Annotated in this window: 17 protein-coding genes; 12 read left to right on the top strand and 5 right to left on the bottom strand. The window is 73.2% G+C overall.

Annotated elements, in window-relative coordinates:
- The first annotated feature begins 1 nt into the window (after position 1).
- The 5 genes from DFP74_RS34315 to DFP74_RS12660 all read left to right on the top strand — a co-directional run bounded on the left by DFP74_RS34315 (position 2) and on the right by DFP74_RS12660 (position 7,822).
- On the top strand, positions 2-460 hold the full coding sequence (locus DFP74_RS34315; protein WP_233570946.1) for an immunity protein YezG family protein: 459 nt from the start codon (positions 2-4) through the stop codon (positions 458-460).
- A 67-nt stretch (positions 461-527) separates the two neighbouring features.
- On the top strand, positions 528-1,418 hold the full coding sequence (locus DFP74_RS12675) for an immunity 49 family protein (protein ID WP_121181886.1): 891 nt from the start codon (positions 528-530) through the stop codon (positions 1,416-1,418).
- A 22-nt stretch (positions 1,419-1,440) separates the two neighbouring features.
- Complete coding sequence (locus tag DFP74_RS12670) at positions 1,441-2,865, top strand: DUF6177 family protein (RefSeq protein ID WP_121181885.1); 1,425 nt, start codon at positions 1,441-1,443, stop codon at positions 2,863-2,865.
- A 190-nt stretch (positions 2,866-3,055) separates the two neighbouring features.
- Entirely contained in the window at positions 3,056-7,060 is a 4,005-nt protein-coding gene (gene eccCa, locus DFP74_RS12665; protein WP_121181884.1) for a type VII secretion protein EccCa, read from the top strand.
- Between the two features lie 189 nt (positions 7,061-7,249).
- Positions 7,250-7,822: a hypothetical protein gene (locus tag DFP74_RS12660; protein ID WP_121181883.1), complete on the top strand. Its 573-nt coding sequence runs from the start codon at positions 7,250-7,252 to the stop codon at positions 7,820-7,822.
- A 218-nt stretch (positions 7,823-8,040) separates the two neighbouring features.
- Here DFP74_RS12660 and DFP74_RS12655 read toward each other — a convergent pair whose 3' ends face one another.
- The 3 genes from DFP74_RS12655 to cutA form a co-directional block, all read right to left on the bottom strand.
- Positions 8,041-8,700: a GNAT family N-acetyltransferase gene (locus tag DFP74_RS12655; protein ID WP_121181882.1), complete on the bottom strand. Its 660-nt coding sequence runs from the start codon at positions 8,698-8,700 to the stop codon at positions 8,041-8,043.
- A gap of 78 nt (positions 8,701-8,778) precedes the next feature.
- Entirely contained in the window at positions 8,779-9,402 is a 624-nt protein-coding gene (locus DFP74_RS12650; RefSeq protein WP_121181881.1) for a hypothetical protein, read from the bottom strand.
- Positions 9,399-9,734 carry a divalent-cation tolerance protein CutA gene (gene cutA, locus DFP74_RS12645; RefSeq protein WP_121188212.1) on the bottom strand — a complete coding sequence of 112 codons (336 nt, stop codon included), beginning with the start codon at positions 9,732-9,734 and terminating at the stop codon, positions 9,399-9,401. The genes DFP74_RS12650 and cutA overlap by 4 nt, the downstream gene beginning before the upstream one ends.
- A 75-nt stretch (positions 9,735-9,809) precedes the next feature.
- Here cutA and pyrE point away from each other — a divergent pair, with 75 nt between their 5' ends.
- A complete protein-coding gene (gene pyrE / locus DFP74_RS12640; protein ID WP_121181880.1) occupies positions 9,810-10,343 on the top strand; it encodes an orotate phosphoribosyltransferase in 534 nt (177 codons plus the stop codon).
- Positions 10,344-10,395: 52 nt separating this feature from the next.
- Here pyrE and DFP74_RS12635 read toward each other — a convergent pair whose 3' ends face one another.
- Positions 10,396-10,788 (bottom strand): RodZ domain-containing protein, encoded by a 393-nt coding sequence (locus DFP74_RS12635; RefSeq protein ID WP_121181879.1) that lies wholly within the window; start codon positions 10,786-10,788, stop codon positions 10,396-10,398.
- 411 nt (positions 10,789-11,199) lie between these two features.
- Here DFP74_RS12635 and fbaA point away from each other — a divergent pair, with 411 nt between their 5' ends.
- Entirely contained in the window at positions 11,200-12,222 is a 1,023-nt protein-coding gene (fbaA, locus tag DFP74_RS12630; RefSeq protein WP_121181878.1) for a class II fructose-bisphosphate aldolase, read from the top strand.
- 126 nt (positions 12,223-12,348) lie between these two features.
- Here fbaA and DFP74_RS12625 read toward each other — a convergent pair whose 3' ends face one another.
- Positions 12,349-13,605, bottom strand: coding sequence for a DUF418 domain-containing protein (locus tag DFP74_RS12625; RefSeq protein WP_233570945.1), 1,257 nt, complete (start codon positions 13,603-13,605; stop codon positions 12,349-12,351).
- 141 nt (positions 13,606-13,746) lie between these two features.
- On the opposite strand from DFP74_RS12625, the gene DFP74_RS12620 reads away from it, so the two are divergent.
- From DFP74_RS12620 to DFP74_RS12600, 5 genes are all read left to right on the top strand, one after another.
- The gene (locus tag DFP74_RS12620) at positions 13,747-14,484 is read left to right on the top strand and encodes a TetR/AcrR family transcriptional regulator (RefSeq protein WP_121181877.1); all 738 of its coding nucleotides are present in this window, start codon (positions 13,747-13,749) and stop codon (positions 14,482-14,484) included.
- Between the two features lie 307 nt (positions 14,485-14,791).
- Positions 14,792-15,574, top strand: a complete 783-nt coding sequence (locus DFP74_RS12615; RefSeq protein WP_233570944.1) for an ABC transporter ATP-binding protein — start codon at positions 14,792-14,794, stop codon at positions 15,572-15,574.
- A complete protein-coding gene (locus DFP74_RS12610; protein WP_121181876.1) occupies positions 15,571-16,905 on the top strand; it encodes an ABC transporter permease in 1,335 nt (444 codons plus the stop codon). Before DFP74_RS12615 ends, DFP74_RS12610 begins: the two co-directional genes overlap by 4 nt.
- Complete coding sequence (locus DFP74_RS12605; protein WP_233570943.1) at positions 16,893-17,552, top strand: hypothetical protein; 660 nt, start codon at positions 16,893-16,895, stop codon at positions 17,550-17,552. The genes DFP74_RS12610 and DFP74_RS12605 overlap by 13 nt, the downstream gene beginning before the upstream one ends.
- A gap of 48 nt (positions 17,553-17,600) precedes the next feature.
- Positions 17,601-18,017 carry a DUF3151 domain-containing protein gene (locus DFP74_RS12600; protein ID WP_121181875.1) on the top strand — a complete coding sequence of 139 codons (417 nt, stop codon included), beginning with the start codon at positions 17,601-17,603 and terminating at the stop codon, positions 18,015-18,017.
- The last annotated feature ends 3 nt before the right edge of the window (positions 18,018-18,020 follow it).

The raw sequence follows: 18,020 nt of genomic DNA, 5'->3' as shown, positions 1-18,020 counted from the left end.
CATGACGATGCCACCCGACGAACAGCACCAGATCCTCCAGAACGTGGGCGGCCTGGTATTGGACAGCGTCGACGACGACTGGGACGAGATCACCGCCACCTATTCCGCACTGGTGGGAATGTCCACCACGAGCCTCACCGTGACGACGCGCGACGGCCGAACGCGGAAGGGAAAGTTCCCACTCAGGGCCGTGCCGATGATGAGCGAACTTCGCGCTGGAATGCACGACGAAGAGAAGGGCACCTGGTACACCGCGAAGTACACCATCCAGCGGCCGGGGAAGTTCTCCGTCTCCTACGAATACGACACCGAGCCGGTTTTCGGTTTCGAGATCGATCCACGGACTTTCTACGAGGACCTCGACCACTACCCCCGCCCCTTCGAGACGTTGCCGGAATGGCTCCGGGGAAAACTGGTGGAGGCCCTCGAACTCATCAAGCAGGACGAGCGGAACGGCTGAGGCGGCGCCGCGGGGCGCGTGCGTCGACCCGCTCCCCGCGACTGTTCGGCATCCGAAAGTAGGCACGATGACCCGCTACGTTCCCCGGCACGACCTGGCCATCGAGGTCTCCCCGAACCGCTGGGACCTGGACAGGAAGAACCGCGAGCACTGGGCCGACCGCCTGGACCACGGCGCCGACAGCATCGACATGTCGCTGTCCACGCTCTACCTCGACGCGTTGTTCAGCGTGCACGCCGACCCCGAGGCGGCCATGTTGGAGACCTGGGAGGCCTGGGTCGCCGCGATGCAGATGCACCACGCGTTCTTCATGCTGACCACCAGCGCCCCGGGCACCGAGCTGGAGCTCATGGTCGACCACAAGGTCCGCCGCCCCGTGGCCACCGGCCCCGAGTCCTGCACCAACGCCGACAACTGGACCACGGCCTTCCACCTGGCCGTCATCTGCCGCGACCACGAGCGTTACCGGCAGCTGTGCGAGATCCCCGTCGACCTGCTCCGCGAGGCCGGCGAGAGCAAGGGCACCGAGTACAACCCCTACACCTACCACTGGATCTCCGCCATCCAGGACTTCGTCCTCAACCGCCCCGGCCTGGGCGATCACCTCCGGTCCGCGATGGAGCTGTCCGCCCCCGAACGCGCCGACTTCGGCAGCCCCGAGGTCCTCGACACGATCGTGTTCCCGCAGATGAGGGTCTTCCTTCACCTCGTGCGGCGCGACACCGACAAGTTCAACGACGTCCTGGTCCGGAGCCTGGAGCGGTTCCGCGCCTTCCAGACCGCCGACGAGCAGCGCGCCAGGAAGGTCTCCGGCATCGTGCCGCTCGGGCTGCTCTCCCTGGCCTGCCTGGCCTTCGACACCGGCCGGCACGACCCCGACTTCCGCATGGAGGTGGAGTCCGGCTACCTGCCCGAACACCTGTTGCAGGCCGACTGGCACGGCGAGTTCCCCATCTAGAACACACCCGAAGGAGTTCCCCTTGAGCCACGACGTGGTCGCACTGCTGGCGACGTCCCCCAGCCGGGACGCCCTGCTGCAGGCTCTGCTGCAGGCCGGCCCCCAGCTGCGCATGCGGCTCGTCGCCGAAGGCGCGATCATCGAGCTGCGCGACGACTCCGGACGTCTCGTGGCCGCCGTCCAGGCCGCCCAGCGCCTGGCCCTGTCCGCCGAGGCCGACCGCCTGCTCACCGACGGGATCAGCGACGACCTGCCCGCCCAGCCCTACTGGGTGGAGGCCCGGGGCGCCGACCTCGCCGACGTCGACACCGCCGGGATCGCGCGCCGCTTCGCCCGCGCCCTGGCCGACGACCACGGCGGCCTCGTGTGGGAGCCCGAGACCCGGCTCGACCGCGGCGGCGCCCTGGAGGGCACCACCGACCACCCGGCCGTCACGGCGCGCACCGACACCTCCTTCGTCGTCGTCCAGGACCGGCCGCTGGTCTCGATCTCCCCCTGGCTCGTGGACGCCATCGCCGCCCACGGCCGCGTGGGCCGCCGCCTCCAGCTCGTCACCCCCTCCACCAGCCGCATCACCCATGCCCTGCGCTCCCTGCTCGCCGCCCCGGCCTCCCGCTGGGTCGTGCGCGCGCCGGACGGCGGTTTCTACGACGGCTTCTTCGGCGTGCCCCTGGTCTGGAGCGCCGAGGAGGGCTTCGTCGTCGACTCCACCGCCCGGGCCGAGGACGGACCGCACGAGGAGTTCCGCGGCTCGGGGCGCGACCTCGGCTCCCAGCTGCTCATCGACCTGCACGTGGAGCACCCGGCCGAGGACGACCTGGTCCTGGGCTCGGCCGCCGAGCTCCTCGCCGAGACCCTCGGCGGCTCCCTGCCGTCCCTGTGGGGCACCAGCGAGCCCGCGCCCCTGGCCTGGGACCGCGACGCCCTCACCGCGGCCTGCCGCCGCCGAGTCCCCGGGCAGACCTGGACCGTCTTCACCGGTCCGCCGCCCGCGGTGCGCGAGAGCGGCGTGCGGCCCTTCGCCGGCACGCTCAAGGTGGGCCGCTCCGCGCACGGCGTCCGCGAGAGCATCACCTTCGCGGTGGGCTACGAGCCCGGCGCCGAACCGGACTTCGACGCGCTGGCCCCCCTCGTCGAGGAACTGACCGGGCGCGACGTCCTGCGGACGATGGTCGTGCAGCGCCTGGCCGGCCGCCCGGACCTGACCTACGCCCCTCGCTGGTCGGGCGCGCCCGCGCCCGTGGGCATGGCGGTCGGGGTGGAGGGCGTCTCCGAAACCGGACGGGACCACGCCCTGTCCGCGCCCGTGGACGGCGTCCCGTTCGGGCCGCCGCTGACCCCCGCGATCTGGTACCGCGTCGGGGACGGCCTCGAACCCGACGCCTGGGACCGCTTCCGCGCCCTCATGGACCACCTTCGGCCGAAGGGCGCTCCCGCCGGGCGATGACCCGTACGCGGGGCGCGAGCACCGATTCACACCCCGCGAACGCGAACCGACCCGCCGGTCCAGGCGTCGGAGAGCAACAGGACCGTCTGCGCACCCATGGTCCGCGACGTCCCGATCCGTCCGCCTCCGATAGGGTTCCGCACGTCGCACGTCACTCGTGTTCCCCGCACATGAGCCGAGAGGAAAGCCGATGAGCCTCCGCGTCGTGCACCGTCCGGCACGGGCCGTCCACCCGACTCCCGCGCAGGAGCCGCACGAGGTGGAGGCGCCGCCGACCCTCCCCGACGGCAAGGCGCAGGGCAACCCGCTCATGACCGTCCTGCCGATGGTCGGCATGATGGCCTCGCTCACGATCATGATGGTGATGCGCAACCCGGCGTTCATGGCGCTGGGCGCCGTGATGCTGTGCGTGGCGCTGCTCGCCGCCCTGGCCATGCTGTTCTCGCGGCGCGGACAGGTCGGCCGCCAGCGCCGCAACCAGCGTGAGCTGTACCTGCAGTACCTGGAGGAGCTGCGCGAGGAGCTCGGCGGCTGGGAGCAGCGCACCCGCGCGCACGCCCGCCTGCTCGACCCGCCGCCCGAGGCGCTGTACGACGTCGTGCGCGACCCCACCCGGCTCTGGGAGCGCCGCCGGCGCAACCGCGACTTCCTGCGGGTGCGGGTGGGCACCGGCCTGACCGAGGGCCGCCACCTGCGCCTGGCCGAACAGGGCACCGCGCTCACCCCCACCGACCCCTTCATGCTGTCCGAGGCCCAGGCGGCCATCCGCCGCTTCGAGTCCATCCCCGAGATGCCGCTCACCCTGCCCCTGGACATGGCGGGCAACGTGAGCGTGATCGGGGAGCGCGAGGACGTCATGCGCCTCGTGCGCGCGCTGACCGTCCAGTTCGGCGCCTTCCACGCCCCCGAGGACGCCGGTCTGGCCGTGTCCTACCCCGCCGACCGCGCCGACGACTGGGCGTGGCTGCCGTGGCTGCCCCAGGTGCTCGACCCCCAGCGGCGCGAGGGCGGGGCGGCCGTACGCCTCATCGCCCCGGACCCCGGCAAGCTCGGCGGTCTGCTCGCCGACGAACTGCGGGCCCGCACCGACTTCGCCTCCGAGGTCCGCCGGGGCATGGGCAAGCGCGAGGCCTACCAGATGCTGCGGCGCCTGCTCGTCATCCACGACACCCACGGCCAGGTCGCCACCGAGCTGGTGCGCCCCGACCACGCGATCGACCCCGTCGACCTCGGCGTCACCGTGCTGCACCTGGTGTCCCGCCAGATCGACGAGCCCAGCGACGTCAACGTGCGCGTCACCGTCACCGGCGACCAGGTCCGCGTGGAGGAGCTGCGGGCCGCGGACCCGATCGTGAGCTCCGGGACCGTGGACGACGTCCCGGCGGCCACCACCCTGGGTCTGGCGCGCATGCTCGCGCCGCTGCGGCTGTCCCCGGAGTCGATCGAGGAGACCGCCCAGGAGGGCGGCAGCGTCGACTTCCCGGCGATGATGGGCGTGCACGACCCCGGGGACATGGACGTCCCCCGGATGTGGGCGCCGCGCAGCGAACGCGCGTTCCTGCGGGTCCCGATCGGTGTCGACGACATGGGGCAGCCGGTGGTGCTCGACCTCAAGGAGTCCGCGCAGCTGGGCATGGGTCCGCACGGATTGTGCGTGGGCGCCACGGGTTCGGGCAAGAGCGAGATGCTCCGGACGCTCGTCCTGGCGCTGGCCGCCTCCCACCCGCCCGAGCGGGTGAGCATGGTGCTGGTCGACTACAAGGGCGGCGCGACCTTCGCCCCCTTCGAGGACATGCCGCACGTCGCGGGCGTCATCACCAACCTGGAGGACGACGCCGCGCTCATCGAGCGGGTCCACGCCAGCCTGTCGGGCGAGGTGCAGCGCCGACAGCAGGTGCTGCGCGACGCCGGGAACGTACCCAACATCGGCGACTACACCTTCAAGCGCGAGCAGGACCCGAGCCTGCCGCCGCTGCCGCACCTGCTCGTCATCATCGACGAGTTCGGCGAGCTGCTCACCGCGCGGCCGGACTTCATCGAGCTGTTCCTGTCCATCGGCCGCATCGGCCGGAGCATCGGCGTACACCTGCTGCTGTCCAGTCAGCGCATCGAGGGCGGCAAGCTGCGCGGCCTGGACACCTACCTCTCCTACCGGCTCGGCCTGCGCACGTTCTCCGAGGAGGAGAGCCGCACCGTCCTCAACACCCCCGACGCCTTCCACCTGCCGTCCCTTCCGGGGTTCGGCTATCTGAAGGTGGACACCAGCGTCTACCAGCGGTTCAAGGCGGGGTACGTGTCCGGTGCCTACCGCGGGCCGGTCGCCGAGGAGGAGCCCGGCGACGGCAGGCCGTCGGTGCGCCCCTACACCGCCTACAACACCGGCGGCGACGAGCCCGCGCAGGGGCGGGGAAGCGCGTCCTCCGACAGCGGTCCCGTCATGCCGTCCCGGACGACCGGACCGACCCTGCTCGACGTCATGGTCGGCCAGTTCGACCGGCACGGAGAGCACACGCGCGAGATCTGGCTGCCCCCGCTGCCGGCGGCGACGACGCTGGCCGCGGTGGTCGGCGAGCCCGAGGAGACCGACCGCGGGCTCCGGCTGCCCGGCGACCACGGCCTGCTGAACGTGCCGCTCGGCCTGCTGGACGACGCCACCAAGCAGTGGCAGGGCCCGTGGCTGCTGGACCTGACCGCCTCGGGCGGGCACGCCGCGGTCATCGGCGGTCCGCAGAGCGGCAAGACGACGCTGCTGCGCACCCTGGTGCTCTCCCTGGCACTGACCCACACCCCCGACCAGGTCGCCGTGTACTGCCTGGACCTGCTGGGCGGCGGGCTCCAATCGCTCTCGCGGCTTCCGCACGTGGGCGGCGTGGCGGTGCGCACCGACGCCGAGCGGGTGCGGCGCACGGTCGAGGAGGTGCGCGGGATGCTCGACCACCGCCAGGAGGTCTTCCGCACCCGCGGCATCGACTCGGTCCAGCAGCTGCGCCGACGGCACGCGCGGGGCGAGGTCCCCGAGCTGGCCAGCGCGGACGTGGTGTTCTGCATCGACGGGTTCGGGGCGATCCGCAAGGACTTCGAGGACATCGACCCCATCGTCACCGACCTGCTCCAGCGCGGCGGCGGCTACGGCATCCACGTCGTGGCGGGCATGCTGCGGTGGAACGACGTGCGCATCGCCGCCCAGTCCAACTTCGGGCAGAAGGTGGAGCTGCACCTGAACGACTCCTCGGAGTCGCAGATCGACCGGAAGCTCTCCGAGACGATCAGCGCCGGGGCCCAGGGCCGCGTGCTCACCGACACCAAGCTGTTCGGCCAGGTGGCGCTGCCCCGACTGGACCTGGAGGCCCGCGACGACGACCTGGGCGAGCGGGTCGAGGAGGCGGTCGCGGCCGTGGACCGCGCCTGGCGCGGCGCACGCGCGCCCGAGGTGCGCATCCTGCCGCACAAGCTGCCCGCCCGCAGCCTGCCCACCATCGCGGCCGAGCCCAAGACCGTGCCGATCGGCGTGGACGAGCGGGCCATGGAACCGGTGCTGCTGGACCTGTTCGACCGCGACCAGAACCTGCTGGTCCTGGGAGACGGCGAGTGCGGCAAGACCAACCTGCTCAAGCTGGTCGCCGAGGGCCTGGTGGCGCGCTACCCCTCGGACGAGCTCGTGTTCGCGGTGATGGACCCGCGGCGCACCCTGCGCGGCGTGGTGCCCGAGGAGTACACGGGCGGGTACGCGAGCAGCCCGAAGGTGTGCGCGGGACTGGCCGCGGGCGTGGCCAAGGAGTTGGAGGCCCGGATGCCCGAGGACGGGGACCTGGACTCGCTGGAGCCCGGTTCGATCAAGGGCCCCCGGATCGTGGTGCTCGCCGACGACTACGACGTGCTCACCACGGCCGGACAGAAGCCGCTGGCGCCGTTCGTGCCGTTCGTGTCCAACGGGCGCGACATCGGCCTGCACTTCGTGGTCGCCCGCCGTATCGCGGGAGCGAGCCGGGGCATGTTCGACCCGCTCGTGCAGTCGGTGCGCGAGATCGGCACGAGCGCCCTGGTGATGAGCGGCGACCGCAGCGAGGGCCAGATCCTGCCCCGCCTGTACGCGACCGCCCAGCCGCCCGGCCGCGGCCAGTGGGTGACCCGCGGCGGTTCGGCCCGCCTCATCCAGACCGCCCTGCGCGATGCCGAGGCCACCGACCGGCCCTGACCCGATGCAGCACGAACGAGCACAGGAAAGCGCGGACCAGCCAGTGCATGCGAGATGGCGGCGGGAGCCCCGGCCGACTCCGGCGGTGTCCTCGACCGAACGATTCCGCCGCCGCGCCTTCCCGGGCGCGACCACATCCGGCCACGGGCGGCACTGCCCCCGCCGACCCGGCCCTGCTAGGTTCACTCGGTGACACGATTCCTTGGGGTCTACATCGGTGCCGGCTTCGGGCTCGCGTTCGTCCTCGCCAACGCGGGACCGCCGCTCGACCCGACCCTCGCCCTCGTGCTGCGCGTACTGGCCGTCGCCGCGCTGATCGGCATCGTCGTCCTGACCCTGCTCCTGGCACGCCGGCCCGCGCCGGAGGGGGGCACGCCCGAAGGCGACACCCCCGCGCTCCGCTTCGGACCGTTCTACGGCGCCGTCGTGGCCGCGGAGGTCGTTCTCATCATCGGCGGGTTCCAGGTGCTGCGGCTCCTCGGCCTGCCGGAACAGGCCAACGTCTGCTGGATCGCGCTGGTGGTCGGACTCCACTTCTTCCCGCTGGCCTGGTACTGGCGGACCCGAGAGATCCTCGTGGTGGCCCTCTACCTGTCGGTCCTCGGCGCCGCCGGCCTGACCATGGTCGCGACCGGCCACCCCGACTGGGCGCCCTTCGTCAGTGGCGTGCTCTCCGGTGTGGGCATGCTGGGCGGACTGCTGGTCTCGCTCATCGGCCCCTTCCTCGCCGGACGGCGCGGCGCCGAGGCGAACGGCACCTAGGCCGTGTTTTTTGCAGCATTCCGGGCTCGCGGCCGCCAGGACCGCCTCTCGCCACGCCTCTGCGCTCGTGCAGCACCACCAGGCTGAACTTCGCACATCGGCTTGCGAGAGACGGCCTGACGACCGCGAGCTCACCCGAAAGCCTTCAGAAGAACACGGCCTCGGTCTGAGCCCTCCCATCGGGCGGCGGGACGCCGGACCCGGCGGCATCGGGCGGCTCAGTCCTCCTCGGTCAGGCCGAGGCCGAAGAACGGCAGGCACGGCTCCAGACCGCTCACCGTGACCGGGACGGTCCGGTGCCGTTCCCAGTCCTGTCTGGTCAGCCGGTAGTGCAGCCCCTGCACCGCCTTGCCCCTGACCGCGACCGTGTCCACACCGTTCGGCCGGTAGCCCAGGCGGCGCGACACCGCGGCGGAGGCCTCGTTGCCCTCGAAGGCCGTCGACAGCGCGCTCAGCGCGCCCAGTCCCTCGAAGGCCAGGTGGAGCACGGCCGCCCGCATCTCGGTGCCGATCCCCCGGCCCTGGAACGATCGGCCGAGCCACGAGCCCGTACCCACCTCCCGCCGGACCGCGAAGTCCTTGGCGCCCACGTCCTGGACGCCCGCGACGGCGCCCTCGTGCACGACGACCAGGTTCATGTTCCAGTCCGCCGGCGTCCACGCGGCCAGCTTCCCCAGGTTGTACTGGATCACCGACAGCGCCACCTTCGCGGGCGGCTGGTCCGTCCACGGCTCCGAGAACGGCATCTGCTCGGGGGTGTGGATCCCCGCCGCCGCGACGTCCCCCAGGGCCGCGAGGTCCTCCATCGAGGGCAGGCGGAGTTCGAGGCGCGGGGTGCGCACACGCAGTCCCATGGGCGGAAAGTGCTCACTGATCATGAGCCGATTCTCCGGTCGGGCCCAGGCACTGTCACCCGGTTTTCCCGGACCCGGGCGCCCCACCCCGCGTCCGCGCGGTCAGATCCCCCGGAGTTCGGTCAGCAGCCCGGCCAGCACCGCCGGGGCGTCCTCCGGATCGGCCTCGCGTACCGCCCACCCGCGCATCCGGGCCACGTGCGCCACGTGCGCGCGGTCCGGCCGCGTCAGCAGGTAGCCGCACGGGGCGTCCGGCCAGTCCGACGCCATCGGCAGGTGCTCGGTGCGGTACCCGGGCGGCTCGTCCTCGCCCAGCGGCCCCACGCCCGGCTCAGCGCCCTCCGGCTCCTCTTCGGCTCCCCCTGTCCTCGCCGGTGACTGGGCCGCCGTGATCTCGGCCAGGGTGGAGCCGCCCGGCTGCGGAAGGAAGGCGTCCACCAGCACGTAGGCGAGCACCGGTCGGTGCGCGGCCCGCTGGGCGGCGCCGACCGCCGCCAACAGGGGCCCCGCTTCGCCCTCGGCGACCAGGGCGATCCGCGCGTCGGCGGCCACCGCGGCGCTGATCTCCAGGCTGGCGTGCGCGACGTAGCGGCCCGCGTACGGCGGCCGGTCGTCGGCCCCGCCGCCGATCCGCACGGCGGACACGCCGTGCTCGGGCAACCGTTCCGGCAGGTCGGGCAGGCTCTCGGGCGCGCCGAGGCGCGGAGGCAGCAGGACGGCGATCACGCGGTCCCCGCCGTCTCCTCGCGCACCCAGTCCAGATAGGCGGGGTTGCCGCCGGTGACCGGCACGGCGACGATCTCGGGGACGTCGTAGGGGTGGATCTCCAGCAGGTGCGCGGTGAGGTCGGACAGGCGCGCCGCGGCGGTCTTGATCACCACGGTCCACTCCTCGTCCGCCTGGACCGCCCCCTCCCACCGGTAGAAGCTCCGGATCGGGCCGCCCACCTGGGCGCAGGCCGCCAGCCGGCGCTCGACCACCGACGCCGCCAGCCGTTCGGCCGCCTCCCTGCCGTCGACGGTGGTCTCGACCCGGACGGTGTCCGCGGACTGCGGCATGGTCACCCCTTACGGCCTGGGAACACGTGCGGCCGGGTCCGTGCCGTACCGCCCGGTGTTCTAGGCTCACTGATCATGAGCGAACGTGATGAACTCCTGCGACAGATCAACGATAAGGCTGTCGTGCGCGGGAAGGTGACCCTGTCCTCCGGTATCGAGGCCGACTACTACGTCGACCTGCGCCGGGTGACCCTGGACGGGGAGGCCGCGCCGCTGGTCGGCTCGGTCATGCTGGACAACGTCGAAGACCTGGACTTCGACGCCGTGGGCGGTCTGACCCTGGGCGCCGACCCGGTGGCGACCGCGATGGTGCACGCCGCGCACGCGCGCGGACGCAAGCTGGACGCCTTCGTGGTGCGCAAGGCCGGCAAGGCGCACGGCCTCCAGCGCCGGATCGAGGGACCCGACGTCAAGGGGCGGCGCGTGCTGGCGCTGGAGGACACCTCGACCACGGGGAACTCGGTGCTGACCGCGGTGGAGGCGCTGCGCGAGGCGGGCGCCGAGGTGGTCGCGACCGCGCTGATCCTGGACCGGGGCGCACGCGAGCGGGTCACTCAGGAGGGGCTGGAGTACCGGGCGGTGTACGGGGTCGAGGACCTCGACCTCTGAGGCCAGGGGAACCGCTGGGGGTCCGGGAACCGCGCGGGTCCCGGGCCCGGGATCAGCTCTCGCCGCTGATGGTGAAGCTGTAGCCGGGGTCCTCGTCGGACACGTCGCGCAGCTCGCCGTTGACGAACACCTCGACGGCGCTCGGGTCGTCGATGGCCACCTCGAGCCCTTCGCCCGCGTCGGCGAAGTTGATCGAGCCGCCCTGCCGTATCACCTGGTCGTGCAGGACGTCGCCGCCGGGGATGCGCACGAACACGTTGCTGGACTCGCCGATCACGCGAATGTAGAGCGCTCCCATGTCCCTGGCCTCATCGCCCGCGGACGAGGCGGCTTCGGAGGCATTGGCGCTCACGCTCGGTCCGGTGCCTGGGAGGGATCGGTACAAGAAGTACCCGCCGAGGGCGATCAGCACCACCAGGAGCACGACGGCCCCGACGATGGCCATCACCTGACCAGCGCCGCGAGGATCGTTCCTATGCCTTCCCACGGCGTTGAATGTAGCGTGTATCACGACAAAAAGCGACAGCGCTCCCTCTGATCCCGCCCCTGCCCACTGATGCGGCGGCGCCCCGGGCGGATCGCGCACCCGTTTCCTCCACCCGGCGGCGGCCCCGGAATCGCGCCATCCTGAGCTGCGCGGACGCCGACGAGTCGGGGCAACTTGGTCTAGACCTTTCCAACGGCGCCGGGGATTCGGGATACTTGGTCGACACCTGGTGGACACGTCCGGACGCTCGGCCCCGCAGGGGGCCTCCCCCAGCCGTTCCGGGCCTTCACCGGGGCAACGCACGTGGGGTACCGCGGGTCCACGACCGGCGGCCGCTCGCTCCAGGCCGAACCCAGGGAGAGTCAAACCATGCCCATCGCCAGCCCCGAGGTCTACACCGAGATGCTGAGCCGCGCGAAGTCGGAGGGCTTCGCCTACCCGGCCATCAACGTGACCTCCAGCCAGACGCTCCACGCCGCCCTGCGCGGCTTCGCCGAGGCGGAGAGCGACGGGATCGTCCAGATCTCCACCGGCGGCGCCGACTTCCTCTCCGGGACCACCGTCAAGGACATGGTCACCGGGTCCGTCGCCTTCGCGGAGTTCGCCCGCGTCGTGGCCGACAAGTACCCGGTGAACGTCGCCCTGCACACCGACCACTGCCCCAAGAACAAGCTCGACGGCTTCGTCCGCCCGCTCCTGGAGATCTCCAAGGAGCGCGTGGCCAAGGGCCAGGAGCCGCTGTTCCAGTCCCACATGTGGGACGGCTCGGCCGTCGAGCTGGGTGAGAACCTGGAGATCGCCCAGGAGCTGCTCGCCGCGTCCAAGGAGGCCCGCACCATCCTCGAGATCGAGGTGGGCGTGGTCGGCGGCGAGGAGGACGGCATCGTCGGCGAGATCAACGAGAAGCTGTACACCACCCCGGAGGACGCCCTGCGCACCGCCGAGGCCCTGGGCCTGGGCGAGAAGGGCTACTACATGACCGCCCTGACCTTCGGCAACGTGCACGGCTCCTACAAGCCGGGCTTCGTGAAGCTGCGTCCGGAGGTCCTCAAGGAGGCCCAGGACGCCGTGGCCGAGAAGTACGGCAAGGCCAAGGCGTTCGACTTCGTCTTCCACGGCGGCTCCGGCTCCACCATGGAGGAGATCCACGAGGCGATCGGCTACGGCGTGGTGAAGATGAACGTCGACACCGACACGCAGTACGCCTTCACCCGCCCGATCGTCGACCACATCATGAAGAACTACGACGGTGTGCTGAAGGTCGACGGCGAGATCGGCAGCAAGAAGGTCTACGACCCCCGCGCCTACGGCAAGGCCGCCGAGGCGGGCATGGCCGCGCGCGTGGTGGAGGCCGCCCAGCACCTGAAGGCCGCCGGCAACAAGATGAAGTAGTCCGACCGGCGAACGCCGGGGGTCCGTGGGCGCGGCGCGCCCACGGACCCCCGGCGACTCCCGGCCGTGTCCTACGCGGTGCTCCGGGCCCGCGCACGCCGCGAGGCGTGCGCGGGCCCGCCGCGTTCAGCCCCGGTCGACGCGTCCGTACACCAGCCGCCGCAGCAGGGCCTCGGCCGGTCCGCGGCGTCCGGCGCGTTGCAGGGCGTAGGCTCCCGCGACCGTCACCAGCCACACCCCGACGGTGAACAGCGCCATCGACGCGCTGTTCAGGTGGGCTCCCAGCCCCAGCCCCCAGGCGGCCAGGACGGGCGAGAACAGCACGGAGTGCGCCAGGTAGCCCGACAGGGACCGCTGCCCCAGGGCGCTCACCGCCCGCACCGGCACGCTCGCGCGGGCCCGCTGTGACAGCCAGTGGGCGATGAGCCCGAACAGCGCCGCGTAGCCGACGCCGCCGGGCAGCCCGGTGAGCACCTGCCACATGAACACCGGCCCGTCCGGCCCGTGGGCCGCCTCCGGCACCGCGAGCACCCCGATGTGGTCCAGGGCCACCGGCAGGCCGCCCAGCCAACCCACGGTGATCCCCAGTCCGGCGGTCCACCCCAGCAGCCGCAGGTGGCGTCCCGGCTCCTCCAGCAGGCGGTGGCGCGCCGCCCAGCAGCCCAGCAGCATGGCCGCGTGGAAGGCGAAGCCGAACAGGGACCCCAGCAGGGTGACGCCCAGGCTCCAGGTCTCCAGGCGGGTGAGGACCGAGGCCGCGTAGGAGGTCTCGACGGCGGCGTAGGCGACCGTGTCCGGCACCCGCGCGGACGTGTCGTCGCCGTCGAGGAAGCCCAGGAAGGTCAGTGCCGCCAGGGCGGCGAGCAGCGCCGTGAGGATCCCGGCCCACACCAGCAGGGTCCGGTCGGCCCGGCGCAGGAACAGCCATCCCAGCACCAGGCCGATCAGGCCGTAGAGGCCGAGGATGTCGCCGGCCAGCAGCAGCGCGGCGTGCACCGCGCCGAAGACGATCAGCCAGAGGCCGCGCCGTCTCAACAGGGCCATCGCCCGGCGCTCGGAGGTGCCGGCCGCCCTCTGGCGCTGGTACAGCCGCACCATGCCGTACCCGAAGAGGAAGGCGAACATCGGGTAGGCCCGCACGTCCAGGGCGGTGAGCATGGCGAACCGCACCGCGGCGTCCCAGAGCGAGCCGTCCACCGGATGCCAGCCCGAGGCGCCGTGCCGCGCGGCGTAGAGGTGGAAGCCGGTGTTCGACAGCACGATCATCAGCAGCATGAACCCCCGCGCCAGATCCGGGGCGAGGGCGCGTTCGTCGGCGCGGACTCCGCCGCGCGCGGGTCGGGCGGTCTCTTCGGCCGGTGAGCCGTGCGCGGGTCGTGCCATGGGGGCCTGCCTCTCGGTGTGCCGGGTCGTGGAACCGGCCGGAGTGAAACTCCGAACGATGTTCGATATACTCCGAACAGTATTCGGAGTTTTTGGATCCGGCAAGCCGCCCAGAAGACCGTGGACAGAGGAGAGGCCCGCATGAGCACGGACCACAGCGACCCGCAGCGGATCCTGGAGCTGTTGTGGGGCAGGTCCCCGCGCCCGAGCCGCGGCCCCCGCCAGGCGCTGACCGTCGAGCGGATCGTGTCCGCGGCCGCGGACCTCGCCGACACCGACGGCCTGGAGTCGCTGTCCATGCGCCGCCTCGCCGCGCGGCTCGGTGTCGGGGTGGCGTCCCTGTACACCTACGTCCCGGGCAAGGACGAACTCCTGGCCCTGATGCTGGACCACTCGATCTCCCAGGACGTGCTGCCGCACACCGAGCCCGGCACGTGGAGGGACAAGGTCGCCGCCTGGGCCCGCCGGGACTGGAACGACTACGTCTCCCGCCCCTGGGCCATCCAGTTGGTGGCGACCCGGCAGCCGGCCGGCCCCGGCGCCCTCGGGTGGCTGGAGTCCGCGCTGCGCGTCTTCGACGGCACCGGGCTCAGCCGGCCGGAGGCGATCGCCGCGGTGCAGAGCGTGGACGCCTTCGTCCGGGGCCAGGCCCAGGCCGCGGTCAGCGAGGCCGCGACCGAGCGGCCCGAGGGCCCCGACGGCACCTCGTGGCGCGGGGTCGAGGACGAGTTCCTCGAACACCACGTCGACCTCGGCGCCTACCCGGCCCTGGCCGACGCGTTCGCCCACGGACCGCTCCCCGACCCGCAGGAGACCTTCGAGTTCGGCCTGCGGGCCCTCCTGGACGGGATCCAGGCGCGCATCGAGCACACCGCCTGAGTACGGACGGCACGAAAACCCGTCCAAGGCGTGTCCGCGATCCCCGCCCACCGGTGCCCCGCGCGCCGGAGAGCGGGCAGGACGGCCGCACATCGCCCCGCATACCCACCCAAGCCACCCGGAGGAGAGGACAGAACCCGCCCTCCGCCGTTTCACCGCCCCAGGGCCGGGGATTCGAGGACATGTGACGGACAGGACCCGGGCCCTCGGCCCCACGGCCGCCGACGTGCCCGAGACGGCCCGCGGACTCCACGGTCGGCCCTCCGGGTGCCGGACGGCGCTGACCGGAAAGCGCCCCTGACCCGCCATGGACGAGAACGGACGAGCCATACGCGTCACCGCCGAGGGCCTGGTCTTCGGCTACCGGGGCCGGCGCGGAGTCCTGGACGGCCTCACCTGGACGATCGAGCCCGGCGTCACCGGGCTCCTCGGTCCGAACGGGGCCGGCAAGAGCACCCTGCTGTCGCTCATCGTGACGCTGCTCCCCGTCCGCGGCGGGCGCCTGCTCATCGGCGAGCACGACCTGTCCACCGCGGTCGGCCGGTCCCGCGCACGGCGGGAGCTGGGGTTCGTCCCCCAGCGGTTCTCCCTGGCGGGAGAACTGACCGTGGCGGACACGGTGGCCTACGCGGCCTGGGCGCACGGGCTGGACCGGCGCGAGTGCGGGCGCGCGGCCCTGCGGGCGCTGGAGTCGGTCGACCTGGCCGGGCTCGCCGACCGGCGCACGCGCACCCTGTCCGGGGGCCAGCGCCAGCGCGTCGGCATCGCCGCGGCCCTCGCCCACGACCCCCGGGTCCTGATCCTGGACGAGCCCACGGCGGGACTCGATCCCGGGCAGCGGCTCCGGGTGCGCGAGGTGGTGGCCGGGCTGAGCGAGGACCGGACCGTGCTGGTCTCCACCCACCTCATCGAGGACGTCGCCCATCTGTGCTCCCGCGTCGGGGTGCTGGCGGGCGGGCGGATCGAGTTCCACGGCACGTTCCCCGAACTGGAGTCCCTGATCGAGGACACGCCCGAGGGGAGCCGCTACGGCTCCGGCTTCGAACGGGCCTACGGCCGGTTGATCGCGCGGGTCGGAGAGCGCCGGTGAACCCGGCCCGGCGCCGGTCGAGGGCCTCGCCCCTCTTCTGGCCGCTCCCGCCGTCCCTGGTCCTGGTCCCGGCCGGGCTCATCCTCGTCCTGACACTGGTATCGACCTGGGGCCGGCTCTCCTGGCGGGCCCTGGACTGGGTGTACCTGTCCGGCCAGGTCGGCGCCCAGGCCCGGCTGCCGGTCGTGGTGGCCGCCGGGGCCGCGGCCCTGGCGGCGGCCCGCTATACCCGGGCCGACCTGGTGTTCGCCCAGCCCTGGCAGCCGCGGATGGAGCGGGACGTCCCGCTGCGGCACGCGACGGTGGTCACCGGCTGGTGCCTGGGCGCCTACCTGGTGGGCCTGGTCCCGCTGACGGCCGCCGTCGCCGCGCACGGCGCGGGAGCGCCGAACCCGCTGCCCGTCCTGGGCGCGCCGGCCGGGTTCGCGGCGCTCACCCTGCTCGGGTACCTGTGCGGGGTCGCGCTGCGCGGGCCGATCGCGGTCCCCGTGGCGGTCGGCCTGGTCTTCGTGCTCACCAGCCTGCCGCTGGTCGCCGACCCCTGGTCGGCGGTGTCCCTCCAACTGCCGTTCACCCCCTCGCTCGGGACGCGGGAGGGGACCGCGCTCGGCCTCTACCGCCTGGGATTCTTCCTGCTCCTGGCGACGGCCGCCGCGCGGACAGCCGTCTGGCTCCTGCGCGCCCCGCGCCGGTGGTCGGGCCCGCACCTCGCGGCGCCCGTCGCCGCGGCCGCGGCGGTGGCCGCGGCCGCGGTCCTGCCCCACCTGCACGCGTTCCCGCTCGTGGCCCGCACCGGGGACGGCGCCGAGGTCTGCGCGGAGCGCGGCGGCGTCCGCTACTGCGTGCACGAGGGCCACGCCGGCGAGCTCGACCTCATCGTCGACCTGGCCGCCCCGGTCCTCGCCGCCCACGGGTCGGCCGACGCCGCCCCGGACGAGGTGCGCGACCACAGCCTGGCCACCGAGGACGACGCCGTGCTCCACGGCGCGGACCACGGCGTGCTCTGGACACACGTCCACCCGGGATGGGACCCGCACCAGGAGGTTCCCGGGGCGGCGGCCGCGTGGCTGGTCCCCGATCTGGGCGTGTGCGGGTCCGACGGTGTGGCCCGCACGGACGAGGGCGCGGAGCCCCAGGAGCGCCGAGCGGCCGTGCTGACCGGGCTCCGGACCTGGCTGGCCTCTCGGGCCCACGGCGGCGAAACCTACGACGACGACGGCGGCCCCTTCGCCGAGGCCGACCCCGATGAGGTCCGGGCCTGGATCGACCGGAACGAGGAGCGCCTGGCGGACTGCGCGGTGGAACCGGAGGAGCTGCCGTGGCGGCCGTGACACTGCGCCCCTCCCTGCTGCCGATGCTCGTCGCGCTGGCCGCGGCCGCCGTGGCGGGGGCCCTCGGCCTGGCCACGGCGGGCATCGTGGTGCCGGTGGCGGTGTTCGACCGGCCCCACGAGGAGCAGCGGATCCCCGTCGCCGAACTGCTGTGCGTGAGCGCGGCCGCGGTGGGCGCGTGGTCGAACCGGCCCCGGCTGTGGGTGTGGGAGCGGCTGGGCGGCGCCCGGACCCGGACCCGCGCCGGCGCGGTGGCCGCGGCCGGCGTCCTGCTGCCCTGCGCGGCGGCCCTGGCCCTGCTGCCCTCCGCCTCGGAGGGGGCGAACGCGTGGCTGCTGTTGACGAACGTCCTACTGGCGGTCTCCGCCGTGTACCTGCTGGCCCCCTTCCTGGGCGCGGTGCCGGCCGGGCTGGCCGTACCGGCGGGGATCCTCCTGGGCGCGGCGGCCTGCCACATGGTGCCGGGACTGCACCGGCTGAGCCCGTACGCCTACGTCGGCTCCGACGGGTGGACGGCCCCGGACCTGCTGCCCGGGGCGACGGTGCCCGCGCTGGCGGCCGGACTGGCCGCCCTGGCGGTCGGGGCGCACGCGGTGACGCACGGCTCCACCCCCGGGGTCCGGCGGCGCGGCGCCGACGACGGGTGAGTCCCGCGCCGTCGGGGACCGGTGGGCCCGCGATGGCAGGATGGGGTCATGAACCTGCACCAGAACCTGCTCGGCGAGCCGCCCGCCACCCGCCTGCCCGACCACCCCGAGGCCCGCGAGGCACTGGCCGCCTCCGACGACCCCACCCCGGTCGCCGGCCGCTTCCCCGACTTCTCCGCGGCCTGGGCCGCCCTGGCCGAGAACGCCCTGGCAGCGGGCGAGCCCGTCACCGCCTACGCCTACGCGCGCACCGGGTACCACCGCGGCCTCGACCAGCTGCGGCGCGCCGGCTGGAAGGGCCACGGCCCCATCCCCTGGGAGCACGAGCCCAACCGCGGCTTCCTGCGGGCCCTGCACGCCCTGTCCGTGGCCTCCGAGCGCATCGGCGACGCGGAGGAGGCCGAGCGCTGCGCCACCTTCCTGCGCGACTCCAGCGCCGAGGCCGCCGACGCGCTCAAGGCCTGATCC

This window comes from Nocardiopsis sp. Huas11, assembly GCF_003634495.1.
Classification (GTDB): Bacteria; Actinomycetota; Actinomycetes; order Streptosporangiales; family Streptosporangiaceae; genus Nocardiopsis.
This window is presented reverse-complemented; position numbering and strand designations above follow the sequence as displayed.